Genomic DNA, 26,283 nt, shown 5'->3' with positions numbered 1-26,283 from the left:
ACCCCCAAGGAATGCGCTCAGGACATGGAATGCCAGCCCCCTCGACCTCGCTTCGCCCCGCGTTAGTGCTCTGGCTATACGCAGCCGCAATCGTGCACATCCTCGCCGGACTCACCCTGACCTGGGCCGGGCATTCCGGTTTACTCGACGGCTATCTGCAAGTTCTCGAACTCGCATTCTGGGGCACCGACCCGGTGCCCGCCGCCGGCCACGAACAACAAGTCTGGTGGCTCGCGCTGTTCGGCGCGACGCTGCAAAGTTATTCGCTGTACATGCTCGCGTTGGTGCACTTAGGCAATCGCTTGAAAGCCCCGGCAGTCTGGGGCTGGTTGAGCGCCGGCATCCTGTTATGGGCGCCGCAGGACATGTGGCTCTCAGCGCAACAACAGGTCTGGTCGCACCTGTGGCTCGACGGTTTTGCGTTGCTGGTGTTGTTGCCGCCGCTGTTCTGGTTGTATCGGCATGACCGCCGAAAATCCCCTTCAGTAAAGGCACCGAGCCAATCCAACCCGTTTGCCGGTGGCGCTTTCAAACGCGTGCTGATCACCGGCGGTACTGGGTTCATCGGTAAAGCCTTGGTCAATCAATTACTCGACGCGGGCCATTCGGTCAGCGTACTGACGCGCGATCCGTTGAGCGCGGCCAATCTATTCAACGGCCGCGTCCGCTGCGTGCATTCTCTCAGCGAACTCAGCCACGACGACACCTTCGACGTAGTGATCAATCTCGCCGGCGCCCCCGTCGCCGGCCCACGCTGGACTCCCAAACGTCAGGCTCAACTGCTCGCCAGCCGAGTCGGCACCACCGAAGCGTTGATGACTTGGTTGAAGAACACAAAGCAAAAACCAGCACTGTGGATTCAAGCCTCGGCCATCGGTTTCTACGGTGTACGCGATGCCAGCGAAAGCCTCGCTGAACACGCCAGCAAGGGCGATGGTTTCATGGCCGAACTCTGTGCGCGTTGGGAAGCCGCCGCGCAACCGGCCACTGAGTTTGGCGTGCGTCAGGTGGTGCTGCGTCTTGGCGTGGTGTTCGGCTCGGGCGGTGCGTTGACGCCGTTACTGCTGCCGTTCCGCCTGGGTTTCGGCGGGCGCATGGGTGATGGTCGGCAGATCATGAGCTGGGTACATCGCGACGATGTGCTTCAGGTGATCGCGCGGGCGTTCAACGACGACACTCTGCGCGGCACCTACAACATGGTCGCGCCCGAAACGGTCAGTCAGGCAGCGTTCGCCGAGCAGGCCGGCAAGGTCCTCAAGCGCCCGGTGTGGTTGCACATTCCCGCCGCGCCAGTGCGTGCAATGGCGGGGGAGATGGCGCAGTTGTTCTTCGACGGTCAGCGCGTGGTGCCGCAGCGTTTGACCGACGCCGGTTACACATTCCGTTATCCAACCCTCGACGCCGCTCTGCGCGATCTGACCTGAGGATCGTCCATGAGCAAGCCGTTGATGTACCTGCTGGCCGGCAACGGCAGCGCCGCCGATTGGTGGGACGACGCACTGCCGCACTTCCAGCGCTACGACGTGGTGCCGCTGGAGTTGCCGGGTTTCGGCGCCAATCCGCAACCGCCTTGCGAGGATCTGGCGGACTACGCGCAGACCTTGTTGGCGATGACGGAGCAGGGCAGCGCGATCATGGCGGTCGGGGTCAATGCCTTGCTTGTATTGCATGCGTTGCAACGTCGACCCGGGCACTTTTCCCGCAGTGTTTTGTTGGCGCCGGTCGGTGCGTTTTTGTGGCAGCGTCGATTGCCGGCGCTGATGTCGCCGCTGCCGATCCGCAAGACCATCCACTGGCTGCTGTCGAACAAACCCACGCTGTTCGCCCGCAAGTTCTCCAACCAGACCTGGACGCCCGCGCAGTACCAGCGCATGGGCGCCGGCTATGCTCGCTGTCGGGCGTTTGTGCCGCATTGGGATCTGGTGCGGGCCGACACCGCGCTGCCGCTGCTGGAGTGGATCACCGATCCGGTCGAGCTGGTTTGGGGCGATCAGGACGCGGTGCTCGGCATCGAGCAAGCGGCGGCGTGGTCGGCGATTCTCGCCCGCGCAGATCTGACCATCAGCCTGAAACCCGGTTGGGGTCATTACCCGTGGATCGACTCGCCCGCGCAGTTCGCGCAGTGGCTGGAGTCGGGCGAGCGTGGGTTTGTCGCCCACACCAAGGGCGGTCGTTTGCGCCTGGCTGAACTGGCGCGGCAAGCGGTGCCGGCGGCGCTGACGCTCAACGATTGCGACGATCCGCGTCTGCCGGCATTTCTCGCCGCCCAACCTGATGTGACTTGGGCGGTGCGCTCCTCCAGTTATGGCGAGGATCAGGCCGATTCGGCGAATGCCGGTTTGAGCACCACCTATCTGCGCGAGCCGACCGTCAATGTGCCGAAACGCATTGCTGAATTGACGGCCGAGGGCGTCGAGGAAGTGGTGGTGCAGCGCTTCATCACGCCGGTAGTGTCCGGGATCGCTTTCGTGCGCCATCTCTCGGTAGAACTGGAATGGGTGGAAGGCCATCTCGAATCGCTGGCCGACGGTCACGTCAGCCCCTCACGGGCAACGCTTTCGCGGCTCGGTGATGCCTGGCGCAGCGGCACATTCACGCCATCCCACGGCTTGACCGAAGACTTGCTGTGGCGCTTTCTGCAAGACGTGCTGCGCGTGTTCCACTACGTGCCCGGCGACGTCGAGTGGGCCTGGGACGGCTCACAACTGTGGCTGCTGCAATACCGGCCGATCAGCGATTACGGCTGGCGCCGCCACCTGACCGCCGCCAATATCGCCGAGATCCTGCCGCCGCAACCGAGCGTGTTGGTGGAATACGCCCAACGCCGAGCCGCCGCGAGTATTCCGGCGATCATGGCGCGTTGGGATGCGCGGGTGTTGCAGGACAACGAGCCGTTCACCGCCGTGTTCGGCGGCGCGTCCTATATCAACAATGATCTGTTTCTCGCCCGGCTGGCCGACTGGGGCATTAGCGCCGCTAACTACGCCGGTGAAGTCGGCGGTGCGACGCCGCATCTGCCGTGGCAACCGCTGAAGATGCTGCGTTCGTTTCCGCTGTTTTTGCGTATGCAACGCAAGGCTCGCGGCCATTTGCTGAGCCTTGAAAATGGCTTGCAGCGCTTCGATCAGGAACTGGCCGAACTCGTCGCCCAGAGTGCCGATGGCCAACAACTCGCGGACTGGTTCACCCGGTTTTACGTGTTCGTGGTGCAAGGCAATCTTTGCATCGCTACAGCGCTGGCCAGCAGCGGCGGTGATTGGCTGGGCCGCCCGCCGACCGCTTACGACAACCTTGAAAACAGTCCGCATCGATTGCCGTGGGAGACCGATCCGGCCACCCCTCGACCCGCGTCGAGTGAGCTGCCGTTACAAGCATTCCCGCAATGGCCAGCTCTGATCCGCCTCGCGCATTCGACCGGTCTGCCGGGCCTGCGCGGCTACTACCTGCAAGTGCGCGAGTGGTACCGCGACAACCTGATGCGCATCTTCTTCCGCCTGCACCACGCCATGCCGTTGGCCGACCGCGAACACTGGTTCGCGCCGCATCCGGATGTGCGCGCCCGAGATGGCAGCTTTTGGCAGGACGGTCGCGAAGGTGCGGAGCAGGCCACCGGGTTCATGATTTATCCGGGGCAGGTGCAGGGCATTCTGGGCAAGGATATTTTGCTCGAAGACACCCTCGATCCGGGGCGGCATGCGCATTACCAAACGGCGCGGGCGGTGATTGCGCGGATGGGTGGGCGCTTGTCGCATGGTTCGACGTTGTTGCGCGAGTTGCGCAAGCCGTCGGCGGTGATGCCGCAGGTTGATCCGGCGTGGGTGGGGTGTGAGGTGGTGTATCGGGATGGGGATTTGGAATTGATCAATTCGAAGGATGCGAAGTGAAACTACGATACCTCCGCGAGCTGATCTTTGGTCTGGTCGCGTTTTTACAGGTGGAGTATGTGACTGCCGCAGGTCCTGTATTGGTCGGTAACGAACCCGGCCAGTCGCCGGTTGCGCAAGGCCCGACCGAGGCAGTTGTAGACATGGGTTCGTGTCGGTTCTCCATGCCGCTGCTGCAGAACCAATGGCTGAAGTTCGACGATTTCTATTCGGTATTTATCGCAGCCAAACAACTGCCCAAACCGTCCAGCGCCCCCAGCTTGTGGCAAGCGCAGACGTCGAGTGGCGCCGATTGGCACTTCGAGAAACACGGCGACCTGAGCCTGCCGTGGTTTGGTTTGATGTGTGAAAACTCGGAGAACTTTTCGCTTCTCACCGACTGGAAACCCCCGGTAGACGATGTGTTTGCGGTGCAAGTCCTGCGTGACGACAACGACCGCAGGTGTCCGGCGACCCTTACCGATCAGGGCTGGGTGCCCAAATCGCTGGCCGGTCGTGCGAGCACCTACACCTTTGAGCAATGGGGTGGAGAGAAGTCTTCGGGGTTCATCTTCGGTTTCCACGACAAGTCACGACGGCACATTACCCGCATCGCTTTTTGCCTGCTGAGGGGCAAAGACGTCCTGATTGGCTCGGCGGAATCAGGTTCATCCGCGCCGCTGGCGATCGGCAACGAAGGGTTCGAGCAAATCAAGAAAGCGGTGCGTGGCATTGCCTTCGAATGAACACACCCACAATGACTTGTGTCGATGGAGTTACAGCGTGAAAGGATTTTCGGTTCTTCTCGGCAGCCTGTTGTTGGCTGCCGCATCCATGGCATTCGCTGCCGATCCAACCTTCAAGGATTACACCGTCACGCCAGTTTTCACCGGCCCCAACCATAAGCTGGTGCCGCAAGAGAACAGCAGCCCAATGATGGATCAGGCACGGGTGCAAGCCCTGAAAGGCAAGGTCAACTTCGCCGGCCATTACATCCTGCACAGGCTCGGCTGTGGCGGTAGCGCGATTTGTGGCGAAGTGCTGGACGCTCAAACTGGGGAAGTCGTTGGCGGGCTGCCCAATGCTTATGACGGCAGTACGTTCGGCATGGTTTACCAACCCGAGAGCCGCATGATCATCGTGTCCGGCATCACGCTCGACGGCGAAGAAGATGCGCAGGGGAGTGCTTTGGAAAGTGGTAACCGGGACCGTTACTACGAATTTGTGAACAACGAATTCCGGCTGCTGAGCATGACCGACGTGGAATCGTCGCCGATGGATGAGGAGTGAGTGGATGAACCGGTTTTTCATTCGGTCGGTGCTGATTGCGCTTTCGCTTTTATCTCATTCACTGCCCGCGACTGCCAGCGAAGGGAGTTGTTACGGCTACCTTACTGAGCTTGTCAGGAGCAGCGATTTTCCGTTTCGTTATGTCGGCAAGGACAAAGTCAACCTGCTGATCGACGAGGACGACGGTGAAGTAGTGCGCGCTCAGCTGTTTTTCGACACCGACGGCACCGGCACGATTGGCTGGATCAAATACACCCCGGCTACTCACGAATTGCTCAACACCTCGGCCGAGCTGGATGAACCGGTGGCGTTGTCATTCGACGCCAAGTTTGCGGACGGCTATGCAAAGTGCCTGACAAAACAAAAGGCCGGCTAACGGCGAAAAGGATTTGCTATGACCAGCCTTAAGTGGGTGTTGATGATCGGCGGTTTGTTCAGCGCTACCAATGTCTTTGCCGTTGACCCGCCAATAGTGGGAGCCGCCGGAAACACAGTGACGTTCCGGGCTAAAAAATGGACGTCACCCGTCGTGGAATCTACCACTGCCTGGTTCACCGCGAATGGAAAAACGTTCCCGTTGTTCCATGCCGGCATTGCTGCCCAGGCTTATCCTGAGTGGCTCAGCCCTGACCAAAAATTTCTACTGGCGACTGCGGTGGAGTACGGCGTAGTCATAGGTGAGAACGGTGAGGAAATAGCGACATCACAAGGGCATTGCGATGTGATCTCGATGGAAACCGGTTGCGTGCTTGCTGAGAGTTACGAGCGGTTTTGTGAGGGAAAATGGGTAGGCAAGCAATGGGTTTCCGAAGAGGGCGGGGTGCTCAATCCTGTCTTGGAGACTAAGTCACCCAAGGACCTGCTGAAATATGCTTCGAGTATCGAGCCGGTACAGTCCCGAGCAGAGTCCATCGAATGGAGCCTGAGCTTTTTAAGCCCGGAATCCTACATGGCGTGTCATCCCCCGGCGCAAAGTGTTCAGACTTACAACGACCTCGGTTTCTACTTGGCCGAGGGCGGCAACGATGAGTTGGCGCTGAAGTTTTATCGAGGCGTTGAAGCTGTCGGCAAACGCACAGTGCTGATGCTGAACATGGCTGATTCGCTGTGGCGACTTGATCGGCAAGAAGAAGCGCAGCGTTATTACCGCGAGTACGGCGAAGCGATGACCGCGGCTGGTAAAGCGCAGAAGATTCCGCAACGAGTCGTTGAGCGATCTGAAATTCAGGGACTGAGACAGTGAATATGTTCTTCCGCTTTATCGTGTTGAGCCTTGGGCTTCTATCCACTTCCTACGCATTTGCTGCCCCGCAAGTCCTCAAGGAAATTCCGGCTAGCTTGCTGGGTGATGCATCACGGCAAAAAGTATTTGTTCTGGCAGGGGATGCGGACGAGGCCTCCAACCGGTTGTTGATTGCGCCGGTGCAGGCACGTAATGAGGACATATTGCTCGATACGTCGAAGGCGCTGCCTCTGATCAAGAGTCAGTACTCGTCTGCGCTTCAGGGTGTATTCAGCGTCCATGTAGTCAAAGGTCGCCCCGGCGTCATGACTGTCATTGATCCGCAGTCTGAGGAAGCTGTCGTCAAGCAGCCGTTCGTTGAGGCTGGGGATTACATCGCGCTGGTAACCAGCGAAGAAGATAACGCGGTTTACAACTTCAACCTGTTGTTCGCCTTCAATAGAGGTTCAAAGCAGTTTGAGCTGAAAGCTCTGCTGGAAGTGGCGAATAACGACTCCTGTGACCGGTCGCTTGTCAGCGTTGTGGAGTTGCCGGTGCAGACATTGGGCCCGATCACCCTCGCCTCTTTCGATGGGCGTGAAGCGCTGCAGAAGCTGCGGGTTGCTCGTACTGGCAGTATTGAGGGCGTTAGAAAGAAATTGATGACCGTCAATTCGGCTGATTTGCTGGATATGGCGCTGGCAGCCTACCGAAAGGGTGATGACTCTTCCTTCAAGGATACGATGAGCTACGCGTTGATGGGCGGTGGCTCGCATGACACTTGTCCCCCGGATAGCTATATCGTCGCAAAGTACTACTACCCGCAGCGTCCCGGCTGGTCCAACGACCTCGGTTTTCTGCTCGGCGAGGCGGGTTACTACGCTGAGTCGATTGAGTTGCTCAACGCAGTGATTGCTAACCACCCAAACAGGACGGTTGCTTACCTGAATCTCGCTGACAGTTATTGGGCCGTGAAGGATAAAGAGCGGGCGGTGGCGGCGTACAAGCAATACGCATCGCGAATGTCTGAAGCGGGAAAAGCTTCGAAAATCCCGGCGAGGGTGGGTGAGCGCAGCGCTGTGGCGCCCGAGGCGTGACAAGAGCTCGTTGAGTTGTTGTAACTGTGTGTTCTGTACCGATGAACCGCTAAAGGAATGTTCGGTTTGAAATTTTCGTCTGCATTGTTTTCCGCGTTGCTCGTTTTCGTTCCTCTGGCGGCTCATAGCGAGGTCACGACCGAGGTTTTTTGCTTCCGCTCCTACGAAGGCAAACCCATAAATTTTGAATTCAGAACCTATTACGACTCTGTCGCCAAATGGAGCGGTGCTGGCGTCAAATACAGCAAGTCAAAAAAGGCTATTGGGTTGGTTCATCGCAGTACTGAACAAGAAGAACTCGTGTATGGCCGGCCCTACCAGTACACGACAACTTGGGTTGAAGTAGTTGATGGCGCACTGACAGGTGAGTATCAGATGGTCACTCAGGGTGGCCGGGTTGATGCGATGTCGTATACGAATTACAAATCCGCAAAGAAGTATTCGTTTGAAAACGATTACAACGTGGATTCGAAACCTGAAACAGGTTGCCAATGGTGAGGCAGGGAATATTCAGGAAGGGGACTTAACATCCCTTTATTGGTAGTCAATCCCGTCTCGCCGATGCGTGCTGATTCAGCGACAGGGATAGAACCTGCGGTTTGCTTCGATCAGATAATCAATGTCGGGGTGTTTCCGGCGGGTATTCAAGAGCTTTCAAATATCGCTACTCTCTGGACCTTCAAAATTGCCATTGATTATCCATGCCCAAGAATCAAGGGGGCGGGTGGCGCCGCCAGACAGGGCGATCCAGTCAAATTTCGAGACCCGAGAGGTTTCCATGAAAAAGTCCAAACATGAACCAAAGCCTGTGATGGCTGCTCGGTTCCAGGCTGAAGCTCGTGAAGTTTTGGCCAAGCGCTCTGGTAAGCGCAGCCGCTTTCTGGATGTTGCGTTGGCCAAAGGTTCTGATTTTGAGCCAGTCGGTCGACTGGCCGGCTGAAGGTTTCGGATTCAAAAAAAGCTGCCGTGATTGGCAGCTTTTTTGTGTCTGGGTTTTTACAGGTAGTTGCAGAAAGGGGACTTAACGTCCCCTTTTTTCATCCGCAAATCTCGCTACGACTTGGCCGCCACGCTTCGCACTTCAATCTGGTCGAGCGTCCCTTCCACCATCAATCTCACCCCATCCGCCATCCTGCTCAGGGCCAGTGCCACCGAGCGGCGGGAGCCGTGGAGGTCGTCGGCGAGGTCGCAGGCGATGACGCTGATGGACAGGAGGTCTTCGGAGGCGTTGGCCATGAGGGCTTCGGCGTCGGTACCGGGGGAGAGTTTGAAGAGGCCGTTCTCACGTTTGGGGTGTGGATCGACGGCTGGTTTGAAGTGGTGGTCGAGGGCGCGTTCGGCGGCTTCGTGGAATTTCTTTGATTCCAGAGTTTCGTAGGGCGAAACGTCTGGGTTTTCGGGGGGATTGGGTGTTGGTTTGATCATTCGGTCTTACTCCAGTTTAAGGAGCCGACACCGTTTCGCTCGCACTTCGAAAGTGGTGGCAGCTGTGCATAGGTGTGCAAGACCGGTGGAGTAACCCGGCAGACCCGAAGGCCTCCCATACACAGCCGCCATAACGATCCGCGAGCATAGGAAAACGCTCGGCGAATTGCCATAACCAATGTGTACTCCAACCGGACTTGCACGTCCGTATCGCCAATCTGCGGCGACCCACAGAGCCTATCGATAGCCAGCCAACTCGCCTAGTTCACGCACAGCACCGCACTTTGCAGGAAATTTCCCATAGATTCGCGGGCCGGAAGATCAAAAGATCGCAGGCTTCGCCGGCTCCTACAGGGATGTGTTTCAACAGGTGTAGGAAAGGTGAGTGGTGAGACGCAGAGCGTCTCGGGATGCATTCCCACGCGGAGCGTGGGAACGATCAGTGGGCGAGCGCTGAATCGTGACTTGGCGGTCATCGTGCGAGAAATAGTCTGCATCATCCTCCAACAGAGTCAGATACTGGCGTTATCGTTCGAATCCCTTACACTGCCCCGGCCGTTCATTTTCCTTTTGAGGCTGTGCGCATGAAATTTCGTTTTCTCCTGTGGATGATGGGTTTGTTGATGGGTAAGGCCAGCCGGACAAATCCCGCGTTCCAGCAGCAGTTGGGTGACAAGGAGCTGGTATTTCAGCTACAGACGCTGGACGGGAAAGTGGCGCGGCATTTCGTGGTCAAGGATCAGCGCATCACCAGCAAGTCTGGCGTGGTCGCAGAGCCGGCGTTTGCGATTGCGTTTAAAGATGCCGGTTATGGCTTTGCCACGATGCAGGCGAAGAACAAGCAGTTGGCGTTTATGCAGGGCATTCAGGACAAGTCGATCCAGCTCAAGGGCAACCCTGCGCTAGTGATGTGGTTTCAAGGGTTGATGAAGTATTTGAAACCAAGAAAGGCGAAGGCTAAAGCTTAGGAAGTCGCTGGCTAGAACAAACCCATGCACGCGCACTGAATAACGGTGCGCTTGTCTTGTAAGGCCATTACTCAGGCTCGCAAAGACAGCCGAACTGTCATTTCTATCAGGTGTTTCGTGCACAGTCGCGATGTTCTACTCAAGTTCCAGTTCCGGCATTAAGGGACTTACCTGACTTGATGGAGCAAGCTCATGACGCAGACACACAGTATTTCGATCCCTAGGTCTCTCGATCCGACATTTGCTCAGGATGGCGTGCTGACCTTACCGATACCTGGTATCGCGGGCGACGAAGCGGCGGCGGTCCTGGCGCTCCCCGATGCAAAATTACTCGTTGCGATACCTTTAACGGGAGCGAATGCCCCGGTTGCCATTGCGATGCTGAATGACGACGGTTCGCTGGACGAAACCTTTGGTCCCGCGCGCAGAGGTTTTGTTGAAATAGCGTTGGAAGGTGCTCGGATCAGCTATGTATCCGGTCTCGATGCGCTTGAGGATGATGGTTGGCTGATACACCTTCAATATTCCTCGACTACCTCCAATGACGTTGGCCTTGCACTGGTCCGCCTGAAAAATACCGGTGAACTGAACGAATCGTTCGGCACCAACGGCATGCGGTTTATCTCCCATTACGGCAATCCCCATCCCGCTAGCGTGCCGCGTGAGGCAAGTCACCCGAACTCCGGATCCTCACAGACTGCCCACCTCCCATCACGATCAACGGCCCGGCAGGTGGATGGCAAAATCGTCCTGCTCCATTTAGTGTTTTTTGATGATGCACCACTGCCGGCGGGGGTTGTGATTCGTCTGCTAGCGGATGGGTCACTCGATCAATCATTCAACGGTTCGGGCTATGTGGTTGTGGATGTCGCCACATCGAATAACGTCTACGGCATCGCCATTCAAGCCGATGGCAAGGTGCTGGTCTGCGGTTCATACCAGGACGGATCGGGAGGTCGTGGAGTTTTTCTGACGCGTCTGGACGCCAGTGGCGCGCCGGACAGTCAATTCAACAACGGTGTGGCCGTGTTGATGCCCGATGATGAAGGCGAGAGTTTTCTGCAGTCGATTTCGGTACGTGAAGGCGATGGCAGGATTATCGTCGCGGGCCAAGCCCAGCGTGGTGGTCTCGACGGCGGGTTGATCGCTGCATTCACGACCAGCGGCGCGGCCAACCTTGTGTTCAATGGTGGCAAGCCGCTGTTTTCGCCGTTACTAAAAGGGTTGGCGTGGACGCATACCTCGCAGGTGGGTGGTTCGATCGCTGTTGTCGGTCAGGGTGAATCAGCCATGGTAACGGCGCGTTTCCTTGCTGATGGAAAACCGGATACGGCTTTCAACGGTACGGGGCATGCGCTGTTTGAAGACAGCGCAGGGGAAGCCTTTGCGCGAGGTGTCTCCGTTATGACGGACGGCCGGATTGTGGTGTGCATCGAGCTCTCCGTCCATTCTGATCTTCCCAACGTCCCTGGGCGTTTCGTGCGCTATCTGGCGGGCACGCCATCCTTGAATAACGATCCGACCTTCGGCGACGGTGGCATCCTCAGATTTCCATTCCCCGGGTTCTCGGGATATGACGTCAGGGCGCTGCTGGCGCTGCCGCAAAACAAATTGCTGGTTGCCGTTCGCCTTTCAACGCCCGGTGCGCCTACGCGGGTCGTTCGTCTGCTTGAAGACGGTGCTCTCGACTCAGCTTTCGGTGGAGAAGGCTCCGGCTACGTCGAGATCAGGCTGAAAGAAAATTTTTTCATGAGCCGGATCCTCGGGTTTACACCGCTGAGCGATGGCGGCTGGCTGGTTCGTGCTCAGTACGCGGAAGAGGGCGCGAATAACTCGACGGGCCTGGTGCTGGTCAGACAGCGCGAGGACGGGCAACTGCAGACGTCTTTCGGGGAACAAGGTGCGCTCTATCTTCCCTACGCGAAGATGGGCGGCGGCGGATATACCGGGGTGGTGCAAGCGTCTGCCAGCGGTGCCGCAGGGAATGGCGCGGCAGGGATGGTCGCTCAACAAATGGACGAAAAAATCGTCGTGGTCAGTAACGTTGAGGATGCTTCCCACCGGACAAAAGGTATCGTTCTGAGGTTCGAGCCGAATGGCTCACCCGATACGACCTTCAACGGCACGGGCTTTGCGTTCGTAGAGCTTGCAGATATTTCGTCTTTGGACATCGTTGCGCAAGCGGCGGCAACCCAGGCTGACGGCGCCGTGGTGATCTGCGGCAATTATTTTGCGGTGAGTGGGCATGGCGCCTTCGTTACTCGTTTCGACGCTACGGGTAAGGTTGACACAGGTTTTGGAATCAAAGGCGCGGTGAACGTGCCCCTCGATCAATGGATCAGCCTGGACGTTGCGGCAATCGTCGACGACAAGATTGTTGTGGCCGGCGGTGCGGCGGTGGAGGGCGTCTCTCAGGGCTTGATTGCGGTGCTCAATCTCAGCGGCTCCTACAATCGGGTGTTCAATGATGGTCAACCACTGATTTCGTCACCTGTGTCCCAAGGCGTCAGATGGTTGCATTGCGTGCCGCGTACGGACGGTTCAGTCATCGTATGCGGTAACAGTGGCACTGGCGCGCTTGACGAGAATCTCAGCGCGGTCACCGCACGCTTTCTGGCGGATGGTTCTCCAGACTCCTCTTTCTTTGGTTCGGGATTTACCGTTTTCAATGAAAGCGCGGGTTTCGAATACCCCCACGGCATGGCGGTAATGGACGATGGGCGTATCGTGGTGGGCGGAGTGTATTTCACCGACTCTGGATACGATAAAGGCTGGGTGATCCGTTACCTGGACAAGTCGGCTTAAGCCGCAGGTTGGCCCATCGCGGGCAAGCGTCGCTCCAACTGGAGGTCGCTTGCCCGCTTTGCATTCAGGCCTGGCTGAACTGCGAGGCCAGTTCGCGCAATAACACCTCGGCCTCAAGCACTTTGCTGACCACGTCGTTGGCTTTTTCGCGAGTCAGGCCCACACGTTCAAGCAACGCATCCGGAATATCTTCATCCGGGCCGGAGCCAATCCCACGGCTGCGCAGCAGGCGCACGGCCAGGCAAACGAGGTTCGGGTATTCGGCGTAGGCACCGTCGTAGCTTGGGTCGTGCTGGAAGCGCAGGGCGGTGGCCAGCTCATCCGGCATGTCCCAGTAGCGCATCAGCCACGAGCCGATCTGTTCACGGCTGATACCGAGCAGGTGTTGCTCGATGTAGCTGTGGCACAGGTGCGGGTTGACCTCCAGGTGGCGGCAGATCAGCGAGAAGTGCGGCGGAAAGACGTGGGCCAGCAGCAGGTAACCGAAGTTGTGCAGCAGACCGGCCAGATAGGTCAGGCCGGCTTCCGGGCGCTGGGCGCGCGGCATGGCGCGGGTCAGGCCTTCGATGACGGCGGCGGTGTAGATCGACTGCTGCCAGTACGGCGTGGTGTGTTGCGGGTGGTCTTTGGGCAGGCTCAGGGTCTTGCCGAGGGCCAGGCCCAGCGCAAGGTTGATCACCAGATCGAAGCCAAGCACGCGGACGATCGCGTCTTCCACTGAACGAATCTTGCCCGGCGAGGCGTAGTACGGCGACGCCGCCCAGCTCACCACTTGTGCGGCCAGCGCCGGGTCGGTTTCGACCACGCCGGTGATGTCGTCGATGGTGGCGTTGGGATCGACGCGCAGCTTGATGATTTTTTGCGCGGTTTCGGCCAGCGGTGGAATCTCGATGGTCGCTTCCAGACGCTGCTGGATGCGCCGCGCGGTGAACGCTTGTACGGCCTGGGTGATTTCCTCGCGGTCATCGTCCGGGCGGTCGAGGTTCGGGCGGATGCTGCTTAGGGCTTCGCCGAAGTTCGCGGCGCTGGCCTTGGTCAGCATGGTCTTGAAGTCTTCGCTGGCGATTTCCAGCAGCAGGCCCGGCTCACCGGAGTTGATCAGCAGCTTCGGTTCGCGCAGCAGGCTTTCTTCGTAGAGGCACGGCGAGCTGGTCAGCGCTGGAAGGCCCGGCAGAAGGCTCAGACTGTGTTTGCCGAGCATCTTTTCCAGGCGCTCGGTGGAGACGGCGGTCAAGCGCCGGCCAGTCAGTTCGGCGAGGCGATTGAGATCCAGCAACTGGCTCTGCGGAAACAGCACCATCAGCGCGCCGACGGCGTCGTCCAGCAACACGGCTTGTACCTTGCGCGATGCATTGAGGCCGTGGTGGTCGAGCACTTCTTCGTAGGCGATGCCCAGCTTGCCTAGCAGCAGCCGAATGACAGACGGCGCGTGCGGGGATTCGGGGGCGAGAGCGGCTTCGGTCATGGTCTGTATCCGTTTTTGAAACAATGGCAGGAGTATAACCAGCTTGGTCAGAACGATCTGTCAGAAACTGCGACGGTGCTCACACTTGGCCGTATTGCTGCCCGTGGCGCAGCCAGCGATCGAGTAATGGGCTGACGTGGGTTGGCCAGCGTTCCAGCAAGGCTTGCGCGGCGTCGCGGACGGCGGGCAGCAGGTCGGCGTCGCGCATCAGGTCGGCGACCTTGAATTGCAGCAGACCGGTCTGGCGGGTGCCGAGCATTTCGCCGGGACCGCGCAGTTCGAGGTCTTTTTCGGCGATGACGAAACCGTCGTTGGTCTCGCGCATGATGCCCAGGCGCTGGCGACCGATCTGCGACAGCGGCGGATGGTAGAGCAGCACGCAATGGCTGGCGGCGCTGCCCCGGCCAACGCGGCCGCGCAATTGGTGCAGTTGCGCGAGACCGAGGCGCTCGGGGTTTTCGATGATCATCAGGCTGGCGTTGGGCACGTCGACGCCGACTTCGATCACCGTGGTGGCAACCAGCAATTGCAGGTTGCCGGCCTTGAACTCGGCCATGACGGCGGCTTTCTCGACGGGTTTCATGCGCCCGTGAATCAGCCCGACTTTCAGTTCGCCGAGGGCGAGGGTGAGGTCTTCAAACGTGGTTTCGGCGGCCTGACAGGTCAGCTCTTCGGATTCTTCGATCAGCGTGCACACCCAATAGGCCTGACGGCCTTCGGCGCAGGCACCGCGCACGCGTTCGATGACTTCGACACGGCGGGTGTCGGTGACCAGCACGGTGTTGACCGGGGTGCGCCCGGGCGGCAGTTCGTCGAGGATCGAGGTGTCGAGGTCGGCGTAGGCGCTCATCGCCAGCGTCCGCGGAATCGGCGTGGCAGTCATGATCAGTTGATGCGGACACATGCGCCCGCCGACGCCTTTCTGGCGCAGCGCTAGACGTTGCTGCACGCCGAAGCGGTGTTGTTCGTCGATGATCACCAGCGCGAGGTTCTTGAACTGCACTTCGTCCTGGAACAGCGCGTGGGTACCGACCACCATCGGCGTGCCGCTGGCGATCTGCTCCAGCGCGGCGACGCGGTTCTTGCCCTTGAGCTTGCCGGCCAGCCAAGCGACGTCTATGCCCAGCGGTTCGAGCCAGCGCTTGAAGGTGATGAAGTGCTGTTCGGCGAGGATCTCGGTCGGCGCCATCAGCGCAACCTGATAACCGGCCTCCAGCGCTTGCAGGGCGGCGAGGGCGGCGACCACGGTTTTACCCGCGCCGACGTCGCCCTGAATCAGGCGCAGCATCGGTTCGTGTTGACTGAGGTCGTAGGCGATTTCGTTGCCGACCCGCTGTTGCGCGCCGGTCGGGCTGAAGCCGAGGTTGGCCAGATATTTCGGCGGCAGCTTCGTCGCTTTCGGCATCGCTGGCGCGCGCAGCGAACGCATGCTTTCGCGCAGACGCTGTTGCGACAGTTGGTGCGTCAGCAGTTCTTCGAAGGCCAGGCGGTGCTGGGCCCAGTGATGGCCGAGGGCGAGTTCGTCGACGTCGGCATCGGCGGGCGGGTTGTGCAGATAGCGGATCGCATCGGCCAGTGGCGCGAGTTGATAGTCGCGCGCCAGTTCGGTCGGCAACCAGTCGGGCAGGGTGTCTGGCTTGAGCAGGGTCAGCGTTTGCATGCACAACTGGCGCAGACGCGCTTGGGTCAGGCCTTCGGTGAGCGGGTAGACCGGGGTCAGGGTTTCATCCACGGGCGGCGGTTCGTCACCGGTAATGGCGCGGTATTCCGGGTGGTAGATTTCCAGTCCTGACGCGCCGGGCCGGGCTTCGCCGTAACAGCGAACCCGCGTGCCGCGTTTGAGGCCTTCTTTCTGTGCATTGCTGAAATGGTAGAAGCGCAGGCTGAGTCCGCCAGTGCCGTCCTGCAGGCGTACGACCAGGCTGCGCCGGCGGCCCATGACCACGTCGGCGCCGCTGACGGTGCCTTCGACCACCGCGTCCTGCCCCGGCCGCAACGCGCCGATCGGCACCACGCGGGTGCGATCCTGATAACGCAGCGGCAGGTGAAACAGCACATCCTGAAGATTCTCCAGACCGACCTTGGCCAATTTCTCGGCCATGGCTTCGCCGACACCCTTGAGTGCCGTCACCGACACTTGCGACAGCTCAGTCATGACGCTCGCTTAACCGGCCGTAACCGGTGCCGCTGGCTTGGCCACCGAACACAGGCGAATGGAGTCGGCGAGGATCTCGATGGCTTTTGGCCGTGGGAAGCTCGCGCGCCAGGCAATGGCCACGGTGCGGAACGGCACCGGCGGCGACAGTGGCCGCACTTCGATCACGCCGGGGGCGTAGTGATGGCTGTCGACCGCCGACAGCGGCAGGATCGAGATGCCCAGACCGGACGCGACCATGTGGCGGATGGTTTCCAGCGAGCTGGATTCAACCGTGGTGTGCTTGGCGCCATCGTTGCCCTTGGTCAGGGTCGGGCAGGCTTCCAGCACTTGATCGCGGAAGCAGTGGCCTTCGCCGAGCAGCAGCAGGCTCTTGTCGTTGAGCAGGCCGGCGTCGATGGTTTCTTTTTGCGTCCACGGGTGCTGCGCCGGCATCAGGACGTAGAACGGCTCGTCGTAGAGCGGCAGGGTCAGCACGTCGGCTTCGTTGAACGGCAGCGCGATGATGATCGCGTCGAGCTCGCCGTTGCGCAGTTTGTCGCGCAGCACGTGGGTGAAGTTTTCTTCGATGTACAACGGCATCTGCGGGGCGACCCGGTGCAGTTGCGGAATCAGGTGCGGGAACAGGTACGGGCCGACGGTGTAGATCGCGCCGACTTTCAGCGGCGCGGTCAGCTGGTTCTTGCCGGCCTGGGCCAGTTCGCGGATGCCTTGCGCTTGCTCGAGGACTTTCTGCGCCTGGGCGACGATGCCTTCGCCGACCGGGGTCAGGCGCACGGCGCTTTTGCTGCGCTCGAAAATCAGCACACCGAGTTCGTCTTCAAGCTTTTTCACGCCCACCGACAGGGTCGGCTGGCTGACGTGGCAACGTTCGGCGGCGTGGCCGAAATGCTGCTCTTGGGCGAGGGTAACGATGTAGCGTAATTCTGTGAGGGTCATAGCAAGCGTCCATGAAGATGCGGGCCAAGCATACCGGCTGCAATCGATAGACGCACGTTATCAGACTGAGTGTGGAATGCGACACCGGGCAATGTCAGTTTGCCGTTGCCAGATATGCAAAAGGCACCTTTCGGTGCCTTTCTCTTGATTTAACGGTCGACTCATAACCCATGTGGGAGCGAGCCTGCTCGCGAAAGCGGTGGGTCAGACAAGCATGTGCTGACTGACACGACCTCTTCGCGAGCAGGCTCGCTCCCACAGGTATTGCGGTGTTGCTTAGCGGCGGCGTTCGAGGGAGTACACAAACGGCGCAACAATTTCGATCGAGCCATTGGTCAACATGTCGGCCGGTGGCTTGGGCAGCGGCTGCGCGCGGCGGATCATTTCCAGGGTGGCCCGGTCCAGATCGGCGTTGCCGGAGCGGCCCACCAGTTCGAACGACAACACATTACCTTCGGCATCGACCACAAAGCGCAGACGGTTCAAGCCTTCCTTCCCCCGCGCCTGAGCACTTTGCGGGTACTTTTTGTACTTGGCCAAATGCGCGAGCAGGGTGCCTTGCCAGCTGGCCTTGGCTGCCAACTGTGCCGGCGACGGGCCGGGCGCCGGTGCAGCGGATTTCTCCGTCGGTGCCGGGGTCGGTGGTGTATCGGCCGGCTTCTCCTCGGAAGGTTTTTCCTTCGGTGGATCAGGCAGCTTCTTCTCGACCGGCTTCGGCGGTTTAGGCTTTGGCTTCGGCTTGGGCTTCTGCACCGCGATTTCAGCTTTCGGTGCTTCGGCCAGCTTCGGAATCGGCAACTCTTCAACCGGAGCCGGTGGCTGCGGCGGTGTGACGACTTTCGGCGGAGCAGGCGGTGGCGGGGCTGGAACCGGGGCCAGCTCGACCATCATTGCCTGTGGGGGCAATTCGATGGGCGGGCGGGCGGTCCAGTTCAGTGCCAGCGCGATGGCCAGCGCATGCACGCCCAGCACCACGGCCAGGCTACCGCTGTAACGCGTCAGCTTATGGCGCGTCGTGATCATTTCTTGGCTGCCGTCTCAAGTCCGACCAGGCCGACCTTCAGGTAACCGGCGGAGCGCAGCTTGTCCATCACGCTCATCAGGTCGCCGTAATCCACGCCTTTATCAGCCTGGAAGAAGATAGTGGTGTCTTTCTTGCCCTGAGTCTTGGCGTCGAGCACGGCGCCAAGGGTTTCGGCTTTCACTTCGTCGTCGCCGATGTACAGGCGCTGGTCAGCTTTGACGCTGAGGAACACCGGTTTCTCTGGCCGCGGCGCCGGTTTGGCGGTCGAGGCCGGCAGGTCGACTTTGATATCCACGGTGGCCAACGGAGCGGCCACCATGAAGATGATCAACAGCACCAGCATCACGTCGATGAACGGCGTGACGTTGATTTCGTGGTTCTCGGCCAGATCGTCGTCTGCGCCTTCTTTCAAATGCAGGCCCATGGCCGATTACCCCACTTTGACCATGTGCGGCTGCGAGCTGCGCTCAGGCTGGTGATCGAGGTCACGGCTGACCAGCAGCAGAACTTCTGCCGACGCGTCGGAAACCTGCGCCTTGTAGCCGGCGATGGAACGGGCAAAAACGTTGTAGATCACCACTGCTGGGATCGCTGCAACCAGACCCAGTGCGGTGGCCAGCAGTGCTTCGGCGATGCCTGGAGCCACAACGGCAAGGTTGGTGGTCTGGGTTTTGGCGATGCCGATGAAGGAGTTCATGATGCCCCACACGGTGCCGAACAGGCCCACGAACGGCGCGGTAGAACCGATGGTGGCGAGGACGCCGGTGCCGCTGCTCATGTTGCGACCGCAGGCCGCTACCAGACGCTCGAGACGGAAGCTCACGCGTTCCTTGATGCCTTCTTTCTCGCGGCTGTTGACCGAGAGGCGCATCTCCTCGAGGGCGTCGTGCACCAGCAGATTGGCGAGGGTGCCTTCCTTGCCGGCCGTGGCGCTGGCTTCTTTAAGGGTGGTGGCTTTCTTCAGGGCGGCGATCTCGCCACGCAGGCGACGCTTGGCGCCCATCAGCTCGAAGCCTTTGGCGATCCAGATGGTCCAGGTGATGATGGAAGCGATGGCCAGACCGATCATCACGATTTTCACGATGATGTCGGCGTTCTGGTACATGCCCCACGGCGACAGGTCGTGGGCCATGCCCAGGCTGTTGTCGGCTTCGAGAACTTCAGGTACGTCGGCAGCGTCTACCGCTTGCACTGGATCAGTGGCAGCGGGAGCAGCGGCAGGCGCGTTGGCGGCCGGTGCGTGCTGTTCGGTCGCGGCCGGGGCTGCTGGCGCTTGTGCGTCGGCGAACGCGGCGGTCGGTGCCAGCATCATGCTGAGCAGCAGAGCCGCCAGCGCGCTCCAGGCGCGAGGTCGATTGGTTGGCGAAGCGGGGATTTGATTGCGTGTCATGCTGGCCGGACCTGAGATAGAAAAACGTTGATGCTCTTCCAGGCCTCGTGAGGCCGAGAACAAAAGTGAGGTGCATTATTGCAAGTAATTCTTGTTAACAAAAGTAATAGAGTATCTTTTTTTCCTTCATTGCTAGCCGCCCGTCCTTTGCCAGCGCTAGTCTGTGTCTTTCCGATAGGAGTTTTTTGATGTCCGCGCCTTCTGTTTTGATTGCCGGTTGTGGTGATGTCGGCAGTCGTCTGGCCAAGCAATTACTGGCGGCTGGCTGGGAAGTTCACGGCCTGCGCCGGGATGTTTCGAAGCTGCCTGCTGGGGTGATCGGTATTGCCGGCGACCTGTTCAACGAAGACTGCCCGGCGACCTGGCCGGTGGGTGCCGTGGACTATCTGGTGTATTGCGCTGCAGCGACTGATCACGATGAGGCCGGTTATCGCGCGGCTTATGTGCAGGGTTTACAAAATGTCCTGAGCTGGCTCGACGATTACGGGCAAGTGCCTGAGCGGCTGCTGTTCGTATCCAGCAGCAGTGTCTACGGTCAGCAGGATGGCGAGTGGGTTGACGAGGCATCCGCGACGGTAGCTGCGGGTTATTCCGGGCGACTGATGCTCGAAGCAGAGCAGGTGGCACTGAACAGTGGCATCCCTGCGAGCATCCTGCGCCTGACCGGGATTTACGGCCCGGGTCGCGAATGGCTGCTGACTCAGGTGCGTCGCGGTTATCGCGTCGCGGTGGAGCCGCCGCTGTATGGCAACCGGATTCACGCTGACGATGCGGCGGGATTGCTGGCGTTTCTGCTGGAGAAGGATCGGCAGGGCGTGAAGCTGGAGGATTTCTACATCGGCGTGGACGATGCACCGGCACCGTTGGCCGAAGTGGTGGGCTGGTTGCGTGAGTATCTGGGCGTTACCGAATGGGCGGAAGACGCCAGCGTTCGGCGCACAGGCAGCAAGCGATGCAGCAATGCCCGGGCGAAAGCGTTGGGCTGGACGCCAGCGTACCCAAGTTACCGCGAGGGTTATGCCGCGATCCTCGAAGGTAAGTGCTGACTTCCTGACACCCCAAAACAACTGTAGGAGTGAGCCTGCTCGCGATAGCGGTCTAACATTCAACACTTATGCTGACTGTTACACCGCTATCGCGAGCAGGCTCACTCCTACAGGTGATTTCTGCGAATTGAGGTCCGGGTTACTGCTTCTCCAGCAACCACTTACGCTCGCCCGGCGTGTATTGCGGCATTTCATCCGCCAGCGCGGTGTTCACCGCCTGGAAAATCTCCAGTTCCTTGCCCTTGCGCGCAAAGATGTAGGCATTGCCCTGACCGTTGAGCTGCAACCACATGTTGTCGTTGGTGCTGCTCATCGAAGCGCAATCGCCCGCCAGGCACAAGGCATAACGGTCGGCGCCCGGCAAACCGGAAACCTGGCCGTCAGCCTGGAACTGCACGGTGCTGCCTTCGCCCTGACCACTGGCGATTGTCCAGCTGCCGCCCATGTAGGCGGAATACAGCGCACGTTCGAAGCTGGCGCCGATTGGTGCGCCTTCCGGCACCGGGATCTGTGCGCGGTCGAAAAGTTGCTCGGGTTCGTTCTCGCTGGCGGCTTGCTGCAGTTGCCCGCCGTCGCGTTTCAGCTCGCTGGCGGAGCTGCCATAGAAGTCGACTTTCCAGGCGCCGGATTTCTCGCCCAGCAGCCGCCCTTCGACGTTCTCAAAACCGTTGGTGTAGCGGGCCTGACCGGCCTTGGTGTTGACGTCCCACTCAAGGTTCGGGCCGTAAGCCTGAAGCGCTTCGCGCAGGGGGCCGCCCTTGGCTGCGGCATCGATCGCCACCTGGTTGATCCAGGTGCCGCTGATGTCACGGTCGGCAGGGTTGCTGGCGCAGCCGCCGAGGAAAATGGCGAGCAGCGGGAGAGCTAGCGCTTTGCGCATGGTGGAATCCTTTCAAAACCTTTTCTTGCAGCAGTCGGCGCGGCGTTTGAAGGCCGCGCCGTGCGCATCACTCGATGACCAGAATGGCATCCATTTCAACCTGCGAACCCTTTGGCAGGGCAGCTACGCCGATGGCGGCGCGGGCCGGGTATGGCTGGTCGAAGTACTTGCCCATGATCTCGTTGACCTTGGCGAAGTGGCTCAGGTCGGTGAGGAAGATGTTCAGTTTGACGATGTCCTTGAACGAACCGCCAGCGGCTTCAGCCACGGCTTTGAGGTTCTCGAACACCTGGACGGTCTGGGCTTCGAAGCCTTCAACCAGTTCCATGGTTTTTGGGTCCAGAGGAATCTGACCCGACATGTAAACGGTGTTGCCTGCCTTGATCGCCTGGGAGTAAGTGCCGATGGCGGCCGGGGCCTTGTCGCTGGTGATAACAGTCTTGGTCATGTATGACTCCTTGTAATGGTTGAGTTATGCACGCATGCGGGTGATGCGGATCACCCCGGTCAAGGCGCGCAGCTTCTTGATCACGCGGGCCAGGTGCACACGGTCGTGAACGCTGACCACCAACTGGACCACGCTGATGCGACCATCGCGTTCGTCCATGCTGATTTTCTCGATATTGCCGTCGGCTGCGTTGACGCTGCTGGCCAGCAGGGCGATCAGGCCGCGCTGGTGTTCCAGCTCGACGCGCAGTTCGACGTTGAATTCGCCGGTGACATCCTTGGCCCACGAGAGCTGGATGCATTTTTCCGGGTTGTGCCTGATTTCGCTGATGTTGCGGCAGTTGTCCAGGTGCACGACCATGCCTTTGCCCGCCGACAGGTGCCCGACAATCGGGTCGCCCGGGATCGGCGTGCAGCACTTGGCGTAACTGAGCACCAGGCCTTCGGTGCCGCGAATCGCCAGCGGGCCTTCCGGGCTCGGCAGTTGTTCGCCTTCGCCAAGCAGGCGGCGGGCGACCACGTAGGCCATGCGATTGCCCAAGCCAATGTCTTCGAGCAGGTCTTCGATCAGTTCGAGACGGTATTCGGTAAGCATCGCTTTGACGCGCTCGGCCGGAATCTTTTCCAGCGCGCTGTCGAAACCGTTGAGGACCTTGTTCAGCAGACGTTCGCCGAGACTGATGGACTCCGAACGGCGTTGCAGTTTCAACGCATGACGAATGTGCGTGCGCGCCTTGCCGGTAACGACGAAGTTGAGCCACGCCGGATTTGGCCGTGCGCCGGGGGCGCTGACGATCTCGACCGTGGAGCCGCTTTGCAGCGGTTCCGACAGCGGCGCGAGACGACGATTGATCCGGCAGGCGATGCAGCTGTTGCCGACATCGGTGTGTACCGCGTAGGCAAAGTCGACCGCCGTGGAGCCTTTTGGCAGCTCCATGATCCGGCCTTTTGGCGTGAATACGTAGACCTCGTCCGGGAACAGGTCGATCTTCACGCTCTCGATGAATTCCAGCGAGTTGCCGGCGCGTTGCTGCATTTCCAGCACGCCTTTGACCCACTGGCGAGCGCGGGCATGAGTGCCTTTGGGCTGCTCGTCGCCGCTGGACTTGTACAGCCAATGGGCGGCGATGCCGTTGTTGGCCATCTCTTCCATTTCGCGGGTACGGATCTGGATCTCGATCGGTACACCGTGCATGCCGAACAGCGTGGTGTGCAGCGACTGATAGCCGTTGGCCTTGGGGATCGCGATGTAATCCTTGAAGCGTCCGGGCAACGGTTTGTACAAATTATGCACAGCACCCAGTACGCGGTAGCAGGTATCGACCTTGTCGACGATGATCCGGAACGCATAGACGTCCATGATCTCGTTGAAGGCCCGACGCTTGCCGCGCATTTTCTTGTAGATGCCGTAGAGGTGTTTCTGGCGACCGCTGACTTCACCCTGGATGCCATCAATGGCGAGGCAATGGCCGAGGGATTCTTCGATCTTGTTGACGATTTCCTTGCGGTTGCCCCGGGCGCGTTTGACCGCTTGGTAGATCCGCGCGGAACGCATCGGGTGCATGGCCTTGAAGCCAAGGTCTTCGAACTCGATGCGGATCGCGTGCATGCCCAGCCGGTTGGCGATGGGTGCGTAGATCTCGAGGGTTTCCTTGGCGATGCGTCGGCGCTTTTCGCCGGACAGCACTTCCAGCGTGCGCATGTTGTGCAGACGGTCGGCGAGTTTTACCAGGATCACCCGGATGTCGCGCGCCATCGCCATGGCCATTTTCTGGAAGTTTTCCGCCTGGGCTTCGGCCTTGGTCTCGAAATTCATCTGGGTCAGTTTGCTGACCCCGTCGACCAGTTCGGCCACGGTTTCACCGAACTGCGCTTGCAGCGCTTCCTTGGCGATACCGGTGTCTTCGATCACGTCATGCAGCATCGCGGCCATCAGGCTCTGATGGTCCATGTGCATGTCGGCAAGAATATTGGCCACGGCAAGAGGATGCGTGACGTACGCCTCGCCACTGCGACGGCGTTGACCGTCATGGGCTTGTTCGGCGTAGAAATACGCTCGGCGGACCAGGTTGACCTGGTCGTTGCCGAGGTAGGTCGATAAGCGATCGGCGAGGGCGTCTATGCTCGGCATGATGAATCCTGCCGAAAGCTGTGACCCCGCGCCGTGCTACGTCGACCAGGCATAGGCTTAGACGGCCTCGTTCGACTCGTCCTCGAACGCTGCGAACAGCGGTTCATCCTGGACGATTTCCTGCTCGGCGATGAACTCGTAGCTCATCAGGCCTTCAGCAATTTCACGCAGCGCGACAACGGTCGGCTTGTCGTTTTCCCACTGCACCAATGGCTCTTTGCCGCCGGTGGCCAGTTGACGGGCACGCTTGGTAGAGAGCATGACCAGCTCAAAGCGGTTTTCCACGTGTTCTAGGCAGTCTTCAACGGTTACGCGGGCCATGGTATTCCTCGGAGCGAATGCAATATGCGCGCTGCCCGGTTGGGCGAGCGGACTGAGCAGTTTAAAAAATCACCAGCGATTAGGGAAGCGCTGATTTTTTGACCAGACCCTTCAACGCGCTGCAAGCACCAATGTAAAGCGCTTGCAGGCATTTTGGGAAGTGCTGATTTAGCCGAGCAATTCAGCCAGCAATTTGCCGAAACGCACTTGCTGGCGTTTCTGTTGCAGCTGATTGGCGCGGAAAATCGCCTTCAGATCGTCCAGTGCATGAGCAAAATCGTCGTTGATGATCAGGTAGTCGTATTCGACATAGTGACTCATCTCGCTGACCGCTTCGCGCATTCGTCCGTCAATGATCTCATCGCTATCCTGACCGCGATTGGTCAGGCGTTGGTGCAGGGCCTGAAGCGACGGCGGCAGGATAAAGATCGAGCGTGCTTGCGGCATCAGCTTGCGCACTTGCTCGGCGCCTTGCCAGTCGATTTCCAGAATCAGGTCGTGACCTTCGTCCAGCGTCTGCTGCAGGCGGCTTTGCGAGGTACCGTAGAAGTTGCCGAAGACTTCGGCGCGTTCGAGGAAGTCGCCATGCTCGCCCATCTTCACGAACTCTTCGCGGGTCACGAAGTGATAGTTCACGCCGTCCACTTCACCCGGACGCATGGCGCGGGTGGTGTGGGAAACCGAAACGCGAATTTCCGGTATGGCATCGGTCAACGCCTTGACCAGACTGCTCTTGCCCGCGCCCGATGGCGCGGAAATGATGTACAGGGTGCCGGTGCTGTGGGTCATGTCGGGGTAGCCTTACTCAATATTCTGCACTTGTTCGCGCATCTGCTCGATCAACACCTTGAGGTTGACGGCGGCTTGGGTGCTGCGCGGGTCGAAGGCCTTGGAGCCCAGTGTGTTGGCTTCGCGGTTGAGTTCCTGCATCAGGAAGTCCAGGCGCCGACCGGCGGCACCACCGGATTTGAGCACCCGGCGCACTTCGATGATGTGGGTGCTCAAGCGATCCAGTTCTTCGGCCACGTCGCTCTTTTGCGCGAGGATGACCATTTCCTGTTCGAGACGCTGCGGATCCAGTTCGGCCTTCATGTCGGCGAAGCGATCGAGGACTTTCTGGCGCTGGGTCGCAAGCATTTGCGGCACCAGTTCGCGCAGGGTCACGACGTCCTCTTCGATGGAGGTCAGACGCTCGTTGATCAGGCGTGCCAGCTCCGCGCCTTCGCGCTCGCGGCCGGCCTTCAACTCTTTCAGGCCTTGATTGAACAGCGCCAGTGCGTCGGCATTCAGCGCCTGCGGGTCGCTCGCATCGCCCACCAGTACGCCGGGCCAGGCCAGCACTTCCAGCGGGTTGAGTGCGGCAGGGTTTTTGATCAGCCCGGCAACGGTCTCGGCTGCAGCAACCAGCTGCGCGGCGCGCTCGCGATCGACTTGCAGGGTTTTGCCGGTGCTTTCTTCGGTGAAACGCAGGGTGCATTCCAGTTTGCCCCGCGACAGGCCCTGACGCAGCGCTTCACGCACCGCGCCTTCGAGGTCGCGAAACGACTCCGGCAGGCGCAGGTGGGGTTCCAGATAGCGGCTGTTCACCGAGCGCAGTTCCCAGCTCAGGGTGCCCTGTGCGCCGGCTTTTTCGACGCGGGCGAAGGCGGTCATGCTGTGCACCATGGCGGTGACCTCGCAAATGCAGATCGGCGCGAAACCTGTGTTCCGCAGGCGCGATATGTATGAATTTAAGCCGACTGGCAGCAAAGGCGCAGGATTGTAGCGCAGTGCGGCGAATGCGCCCAAACACACGGTGTGACAAAGGGCTGCATC

Annotated in this window: 25 protein-coding genes; 12 read left to right on the top strand and 13 right to left on the bottom strand. The window is 59.8% G+C overall.

Features of this window, described 5'->3' with window-relative positions; all coding sequences use genetic code 11:
- Positions 1-29: 29 nt before the first annotated feature.
- The 9 genes from HU754_RS00300 to HU754_RS00260 all read left to right on the top strand — a co-directional run bounded on the left by HU754_RS00300 (position 30) and on the right by HU754_RS00260 (position 8,412).
- Positions 30-1,424, top strand: coding sequence for a TIGR01777 family oxidoreductase (locus tag HU754_RS00300; protein WP_186620184.1), 1,395 nt, complete (start codon positions 30-32; stop codon positions 1,422-1,424).
- 9 nt (positions 1,425-1,433) lie between these two features.
- Entirely contained in the window at positions 1,434-3,884 is a 2,451-nt protein-coding gene (locus HU754_RS00295) for an alpha/beta fold hydrolase (RefSeq protein ID WP_186620182.1), read from the top strand.
- Positions 3,881-4,609: a hypothetical protein gene (locus HU754_RS00290; protein ID WP_186620180.1), complete on the top strand. Its 729-nt coding sequence runs from the start codon at positions 3,881-3,883 to the stop codon at positions 4,607-4,609. Before HU754_RS00295 ends, HU754_RS00290 begins: the two co-directional genes overlap by 4 nt.
- Before the next feature lie 88 nt (positions 4,610-4,697).
- Positions 4,698-5,153 (top strand): hypothetical protein, encoded by a 456-nt coding sequence (locus HU754_RS00285; protein ID WP_186620427.1) that lies wholly within the window; start codon positions 4,698-4,700, stop codon positions 5,151-5,153.
- 4 nt (positions 5,154-5,157) lie between these two features.
- On the top strand, positions 5,158-5,529 hold the full coding sequence (locus HU754_RS00280) for a hypothetical protein (protein ID WP_186620178.1): 372 nt from the start codon (positions 5,158-5,160) through the stop codon (positions 5,527-5,529).
- An 18-nt stretch (positions 5,530-5,547) separates the two neighbouring features.
- Entirely contained in the window at positions 5,548-6,396 is an 849-nt protein-coding gene (locus HU754_RS00275) for a tetratricopeptide repeat protein (protein WP_186620176.1), read from the top strand.
- Positions 6,397-6,398: 2 nt separating this feature from the next.
- Positions 6,399-7,472, top strand: coding sequence for a tetratricopeptide repeat protein (locus HU754_RS00270; RefSeq protein ID WP_186620425.1), 1,074 nt, complete (start codon positions 6,399-6,401; stop codon positions 7,470-7,472).
- Between the two features lie 66 nt (positions 7,473-7,538).
- Positions 7,539-7,970: a hypothetical protein gene (locus HU754_RS00265; protein ID WP_095119799.1), complete on the top strand. Its 432-nt coding sequence runs from the start codon at positions 7,539-7,541 to the stop codon at positions 7,968-7,970.
- A gap of 280 nt (positions 7,971-8,250) precedes the next feature.
- On the top strand, positions 8,251-8,412 hold the full coding sequence (locus HU754_RS00260) for a hypothetical protein (RefSeq protein WP_186620174.1): 162 nt from the start codon (positions 8,251-8,253) through the stop codon (positions 8,410-8,412).
- A 113-nt stretch (positions 8,413-8,525) separates the two neighbouring features.
- Here the strand turns inward: HU754_RS00260 and HU754_RS00255 are convergent, their stop codons facing one another.
- A complete protein-coding gene (locus HU754_RS00255; RefSeq protein ID WP_038359293.1) occupies positions 8,526-8,897 on the bottom strand; it encodes a DUF6124 family protein in 372 nt (123 codons plus the stop codon).
- A 584-nt stretch (positions 8,898-9,481) separates the two neighbouring features.
- Between HU754_RS00255 and HU754_RS00250 the strand changes: the two genes are divergently transcribed.
- Both HU754_RS00250 and HU754_RS00245 read left to right on the top strand, forming a co-directional pair.
- Positions 9,482-9,865, top strand: coding sequence for a helicase (locus HU754_RS00250; protein ID WP_186620172.1), 384 nt, complete (start codon positions 9,482-9,484; stop codon positions 9,863-9,865).
- 192 nt (positions 9,866-10,057) lie between these two features.
- Positions 10,058-12,670, top strand: a complete 2,613-nt coding sequence (locus tag HU754_RS00245) for a hypothetical protein (RefSeq protein ID WP_186620170.1) — start codon at positions 10,058-10,060, stop codon at positions 12,668-12,670.
- 64 nt (positions 12,671-12,734) lie between these two features.
- Here the strand turns inward: HU754_RS00245 and HU754_RS00240 are convergent, their stop codons facing one another.
- From HU754_RS00240 to exbB, 6 genes are all read right to left on the bottom strand, one after another.
- On the bottom strand, positions 12,735-14,135 hold the full coding sequence (locus tag HU754_RS00240) for an aminoacyl-tRNA deacylase and HDOD domain-containing protein (RefSeq protein WP_034152069.1): 1,401 nt from the start codon (positions 14,133-14,135) through the stop codon (positions 12,735-12,737).
- Between the two features lie 79 nt (positions 14,136-14,214).
- The gene (recG, locus tag HU754_RS00235) at positions 14,215-16,290 is read right to left on the bottom strand and encodes an ATP-dependent DNA helicase RecG (protein ID WP_186620168.1); all 2,076 of its coding nucleotides are present in this window, start codon (positions 16,288-16,290) and stop codon (positions 14,215-14,217) included.
- A 9-nt stretch (positions 16,291-16,299) separates the two neighbouring features.
- The gene (locus HU754_RS00230) at positions 16,300-17,229 is read right to left on the bottom strand and encodes a hydrogen peroxide-inducible genes activator (protein WP_007920331.1); all 930 of its coding nucleotides are present in this window, start codon (positions 17,227-17,229) and stop codon (positions 16,300-16,302) included.
- A 276-nt stretch (positions 17,230-17,505) separates the two neighbouring features.
- The gene (locus HU754_RS00225; RefSeq protein WP_093429658.1) at positions 17,506-18,252 is read right to left on the bottom strand and encodes an energy transducer TonB family protein; all 747 of its coding nucleotides are present in this window, start codon (positions 18,250-18,252) and stop codon (positions 17,506-17,508) included.
- On the bottom strand, positions 18,249-18,677 hold the full coding sequence (exbD, locus tag HU754_RS00220; RefSeq protein ID WP_007920333.1) for a TonB system transport protein ExbD: 429 nt from the start codon (positions 18,675-18,677) through the stop codon (positions 18,249-18,251). The genes HU754_RS00225 and exbD overlap by 4 nt, the downstream gene beginning before the upstream one ends.
- Before the next feature lie 6 nt (positions 18,678-18,683).
- Positions 18,684-19,643, bottom strand: a complete 960-nt coding sequence (exbB, locus tag HU754_RS00215) for a tonB-system energizer ExbB (RefSeq protein WP_099757518.1) — start codon at positions 19,641-19,643, stop codon at positions 18,684-18,686.
- A gap of 188 nt (positions 19,644-19,831) precedes the next feature.
- Between exbB and HU754_RS00210 the strand changes: the two genes are divergently transcribed.
- Positions 19,832-20,689, top strand: a complete 858-nt coding sequence (locus tag HU754_RS00210) for an SDR family oxidoreductase (RefSeq protein ID WP_186620166.1) — start codon at positions 19,832-19,834, stop codon at positions 20,687-20,689.
- A gap of 139 nt (positions 20,690-20,828) precedes the next feature.
- Here HU754_RS00210 and HU754_RS00205 read toward each other — a convergent pair whose 3' ends face one another.
- The 6 genes from HU754_RS00205 to HU754_RS00180 all read right to left on the bottom strand — a co-directional run bounded on the left by HU754_RS00205 (position 20,829) and on the right by HU754_RS00180 (position 26,133).
- Positions 20,829-21,569 (bottom strand): putative periplasmic lipoprotein, encoded by a 741-nt coding sequence (locus tag HU754_RS00205; RefSeq protein ID WP_099757516.1) that lies wholly within the window; start codon positions 21,567-21,569, stop codon positions 20,829-20,831.
- Between the two features lie 67 nt (positions 21,570-21,636).
- Positions 21,637-22,017 carry a RidA family protein gene (locus HU754_RS00200; protein ID WP_003229509.1) on the bottom strand — a complete coding sequence of 127 codons (381 nt, stop codon included), beginning with the start codon at positions 22,015-22,017 and terminating at the stop codon, positions 21,637-21,639.
- A gap of 24 nt (positions 22,018-22,041) precedes the next feature.
- Positions 22,042-24,147, bottom strand: coding sequence for a bifunctional GTP diphosphokinase/guanosine-3',5'-bis pyrophosphate 3'-pyrophosphohydrolase (gene spoT, locus HU754_RS00195; RefSeq protein ID WP_064589822.1), 2,106 nt, complete (start codon positions 24,145-24,147; stop codon positions 22,042-22,044).
- A 57-nt stretch (positions 24,148-24,204) separates the two neighbouring features.
- Complete coding sequence (rpoZ, locus tag HU754_RS00190; RefSeq protein WP_008030604.1) at positions 24,205-24,468, bottom strand: DNA-directed RNA polymerase subunit omega; 264 nt, start codon at positions 24,466-24,468, stop codon at positions 24,205-24,207.
- Between the two features lie 168 nt (positions 24,469-24,636).
- A complete protein-coding gene (gene gmk / locus HU754_RS00185) occupies positions 24,637-25,257 on the bottom strand; it encodes a guanylate kinase (protein WP_008078609.1) in 621 nt (206 codons plus the stop codon).
- Between the two features lie 12 nt (positions 25,258-25,269).
- The gene (locus HU754_RS00180; protein ID WP_093429970.1) at positions 25,270-26,133 is read right to left on the bottom strand and encodes a YicC/YloC family endoribonuclease; all 864 of its coding nucleotides are present in this window, start codon (positions 26,131-26,133) and stop codon (positions 25,270-25,272) included.
- Positions 26,134-26,283: the final 150 nt, after the last annotated feature.

It is taken from the genome of Pseudomonas zeae (genome assembly GCF_014268485.2).
Lineage (GTDB): Bacteria > Pseudomonadota > Gammaproteobacteria > Pseudomonadales > Pseudomonadaceae > Aquipseudomonas > Aquipseudomonas neuropathica.
The sequence above is the reverse complement of the archived record's forward strand: the minus strand, read 5'-3'. Positions and strand labels throughout refer to the sequence as shown.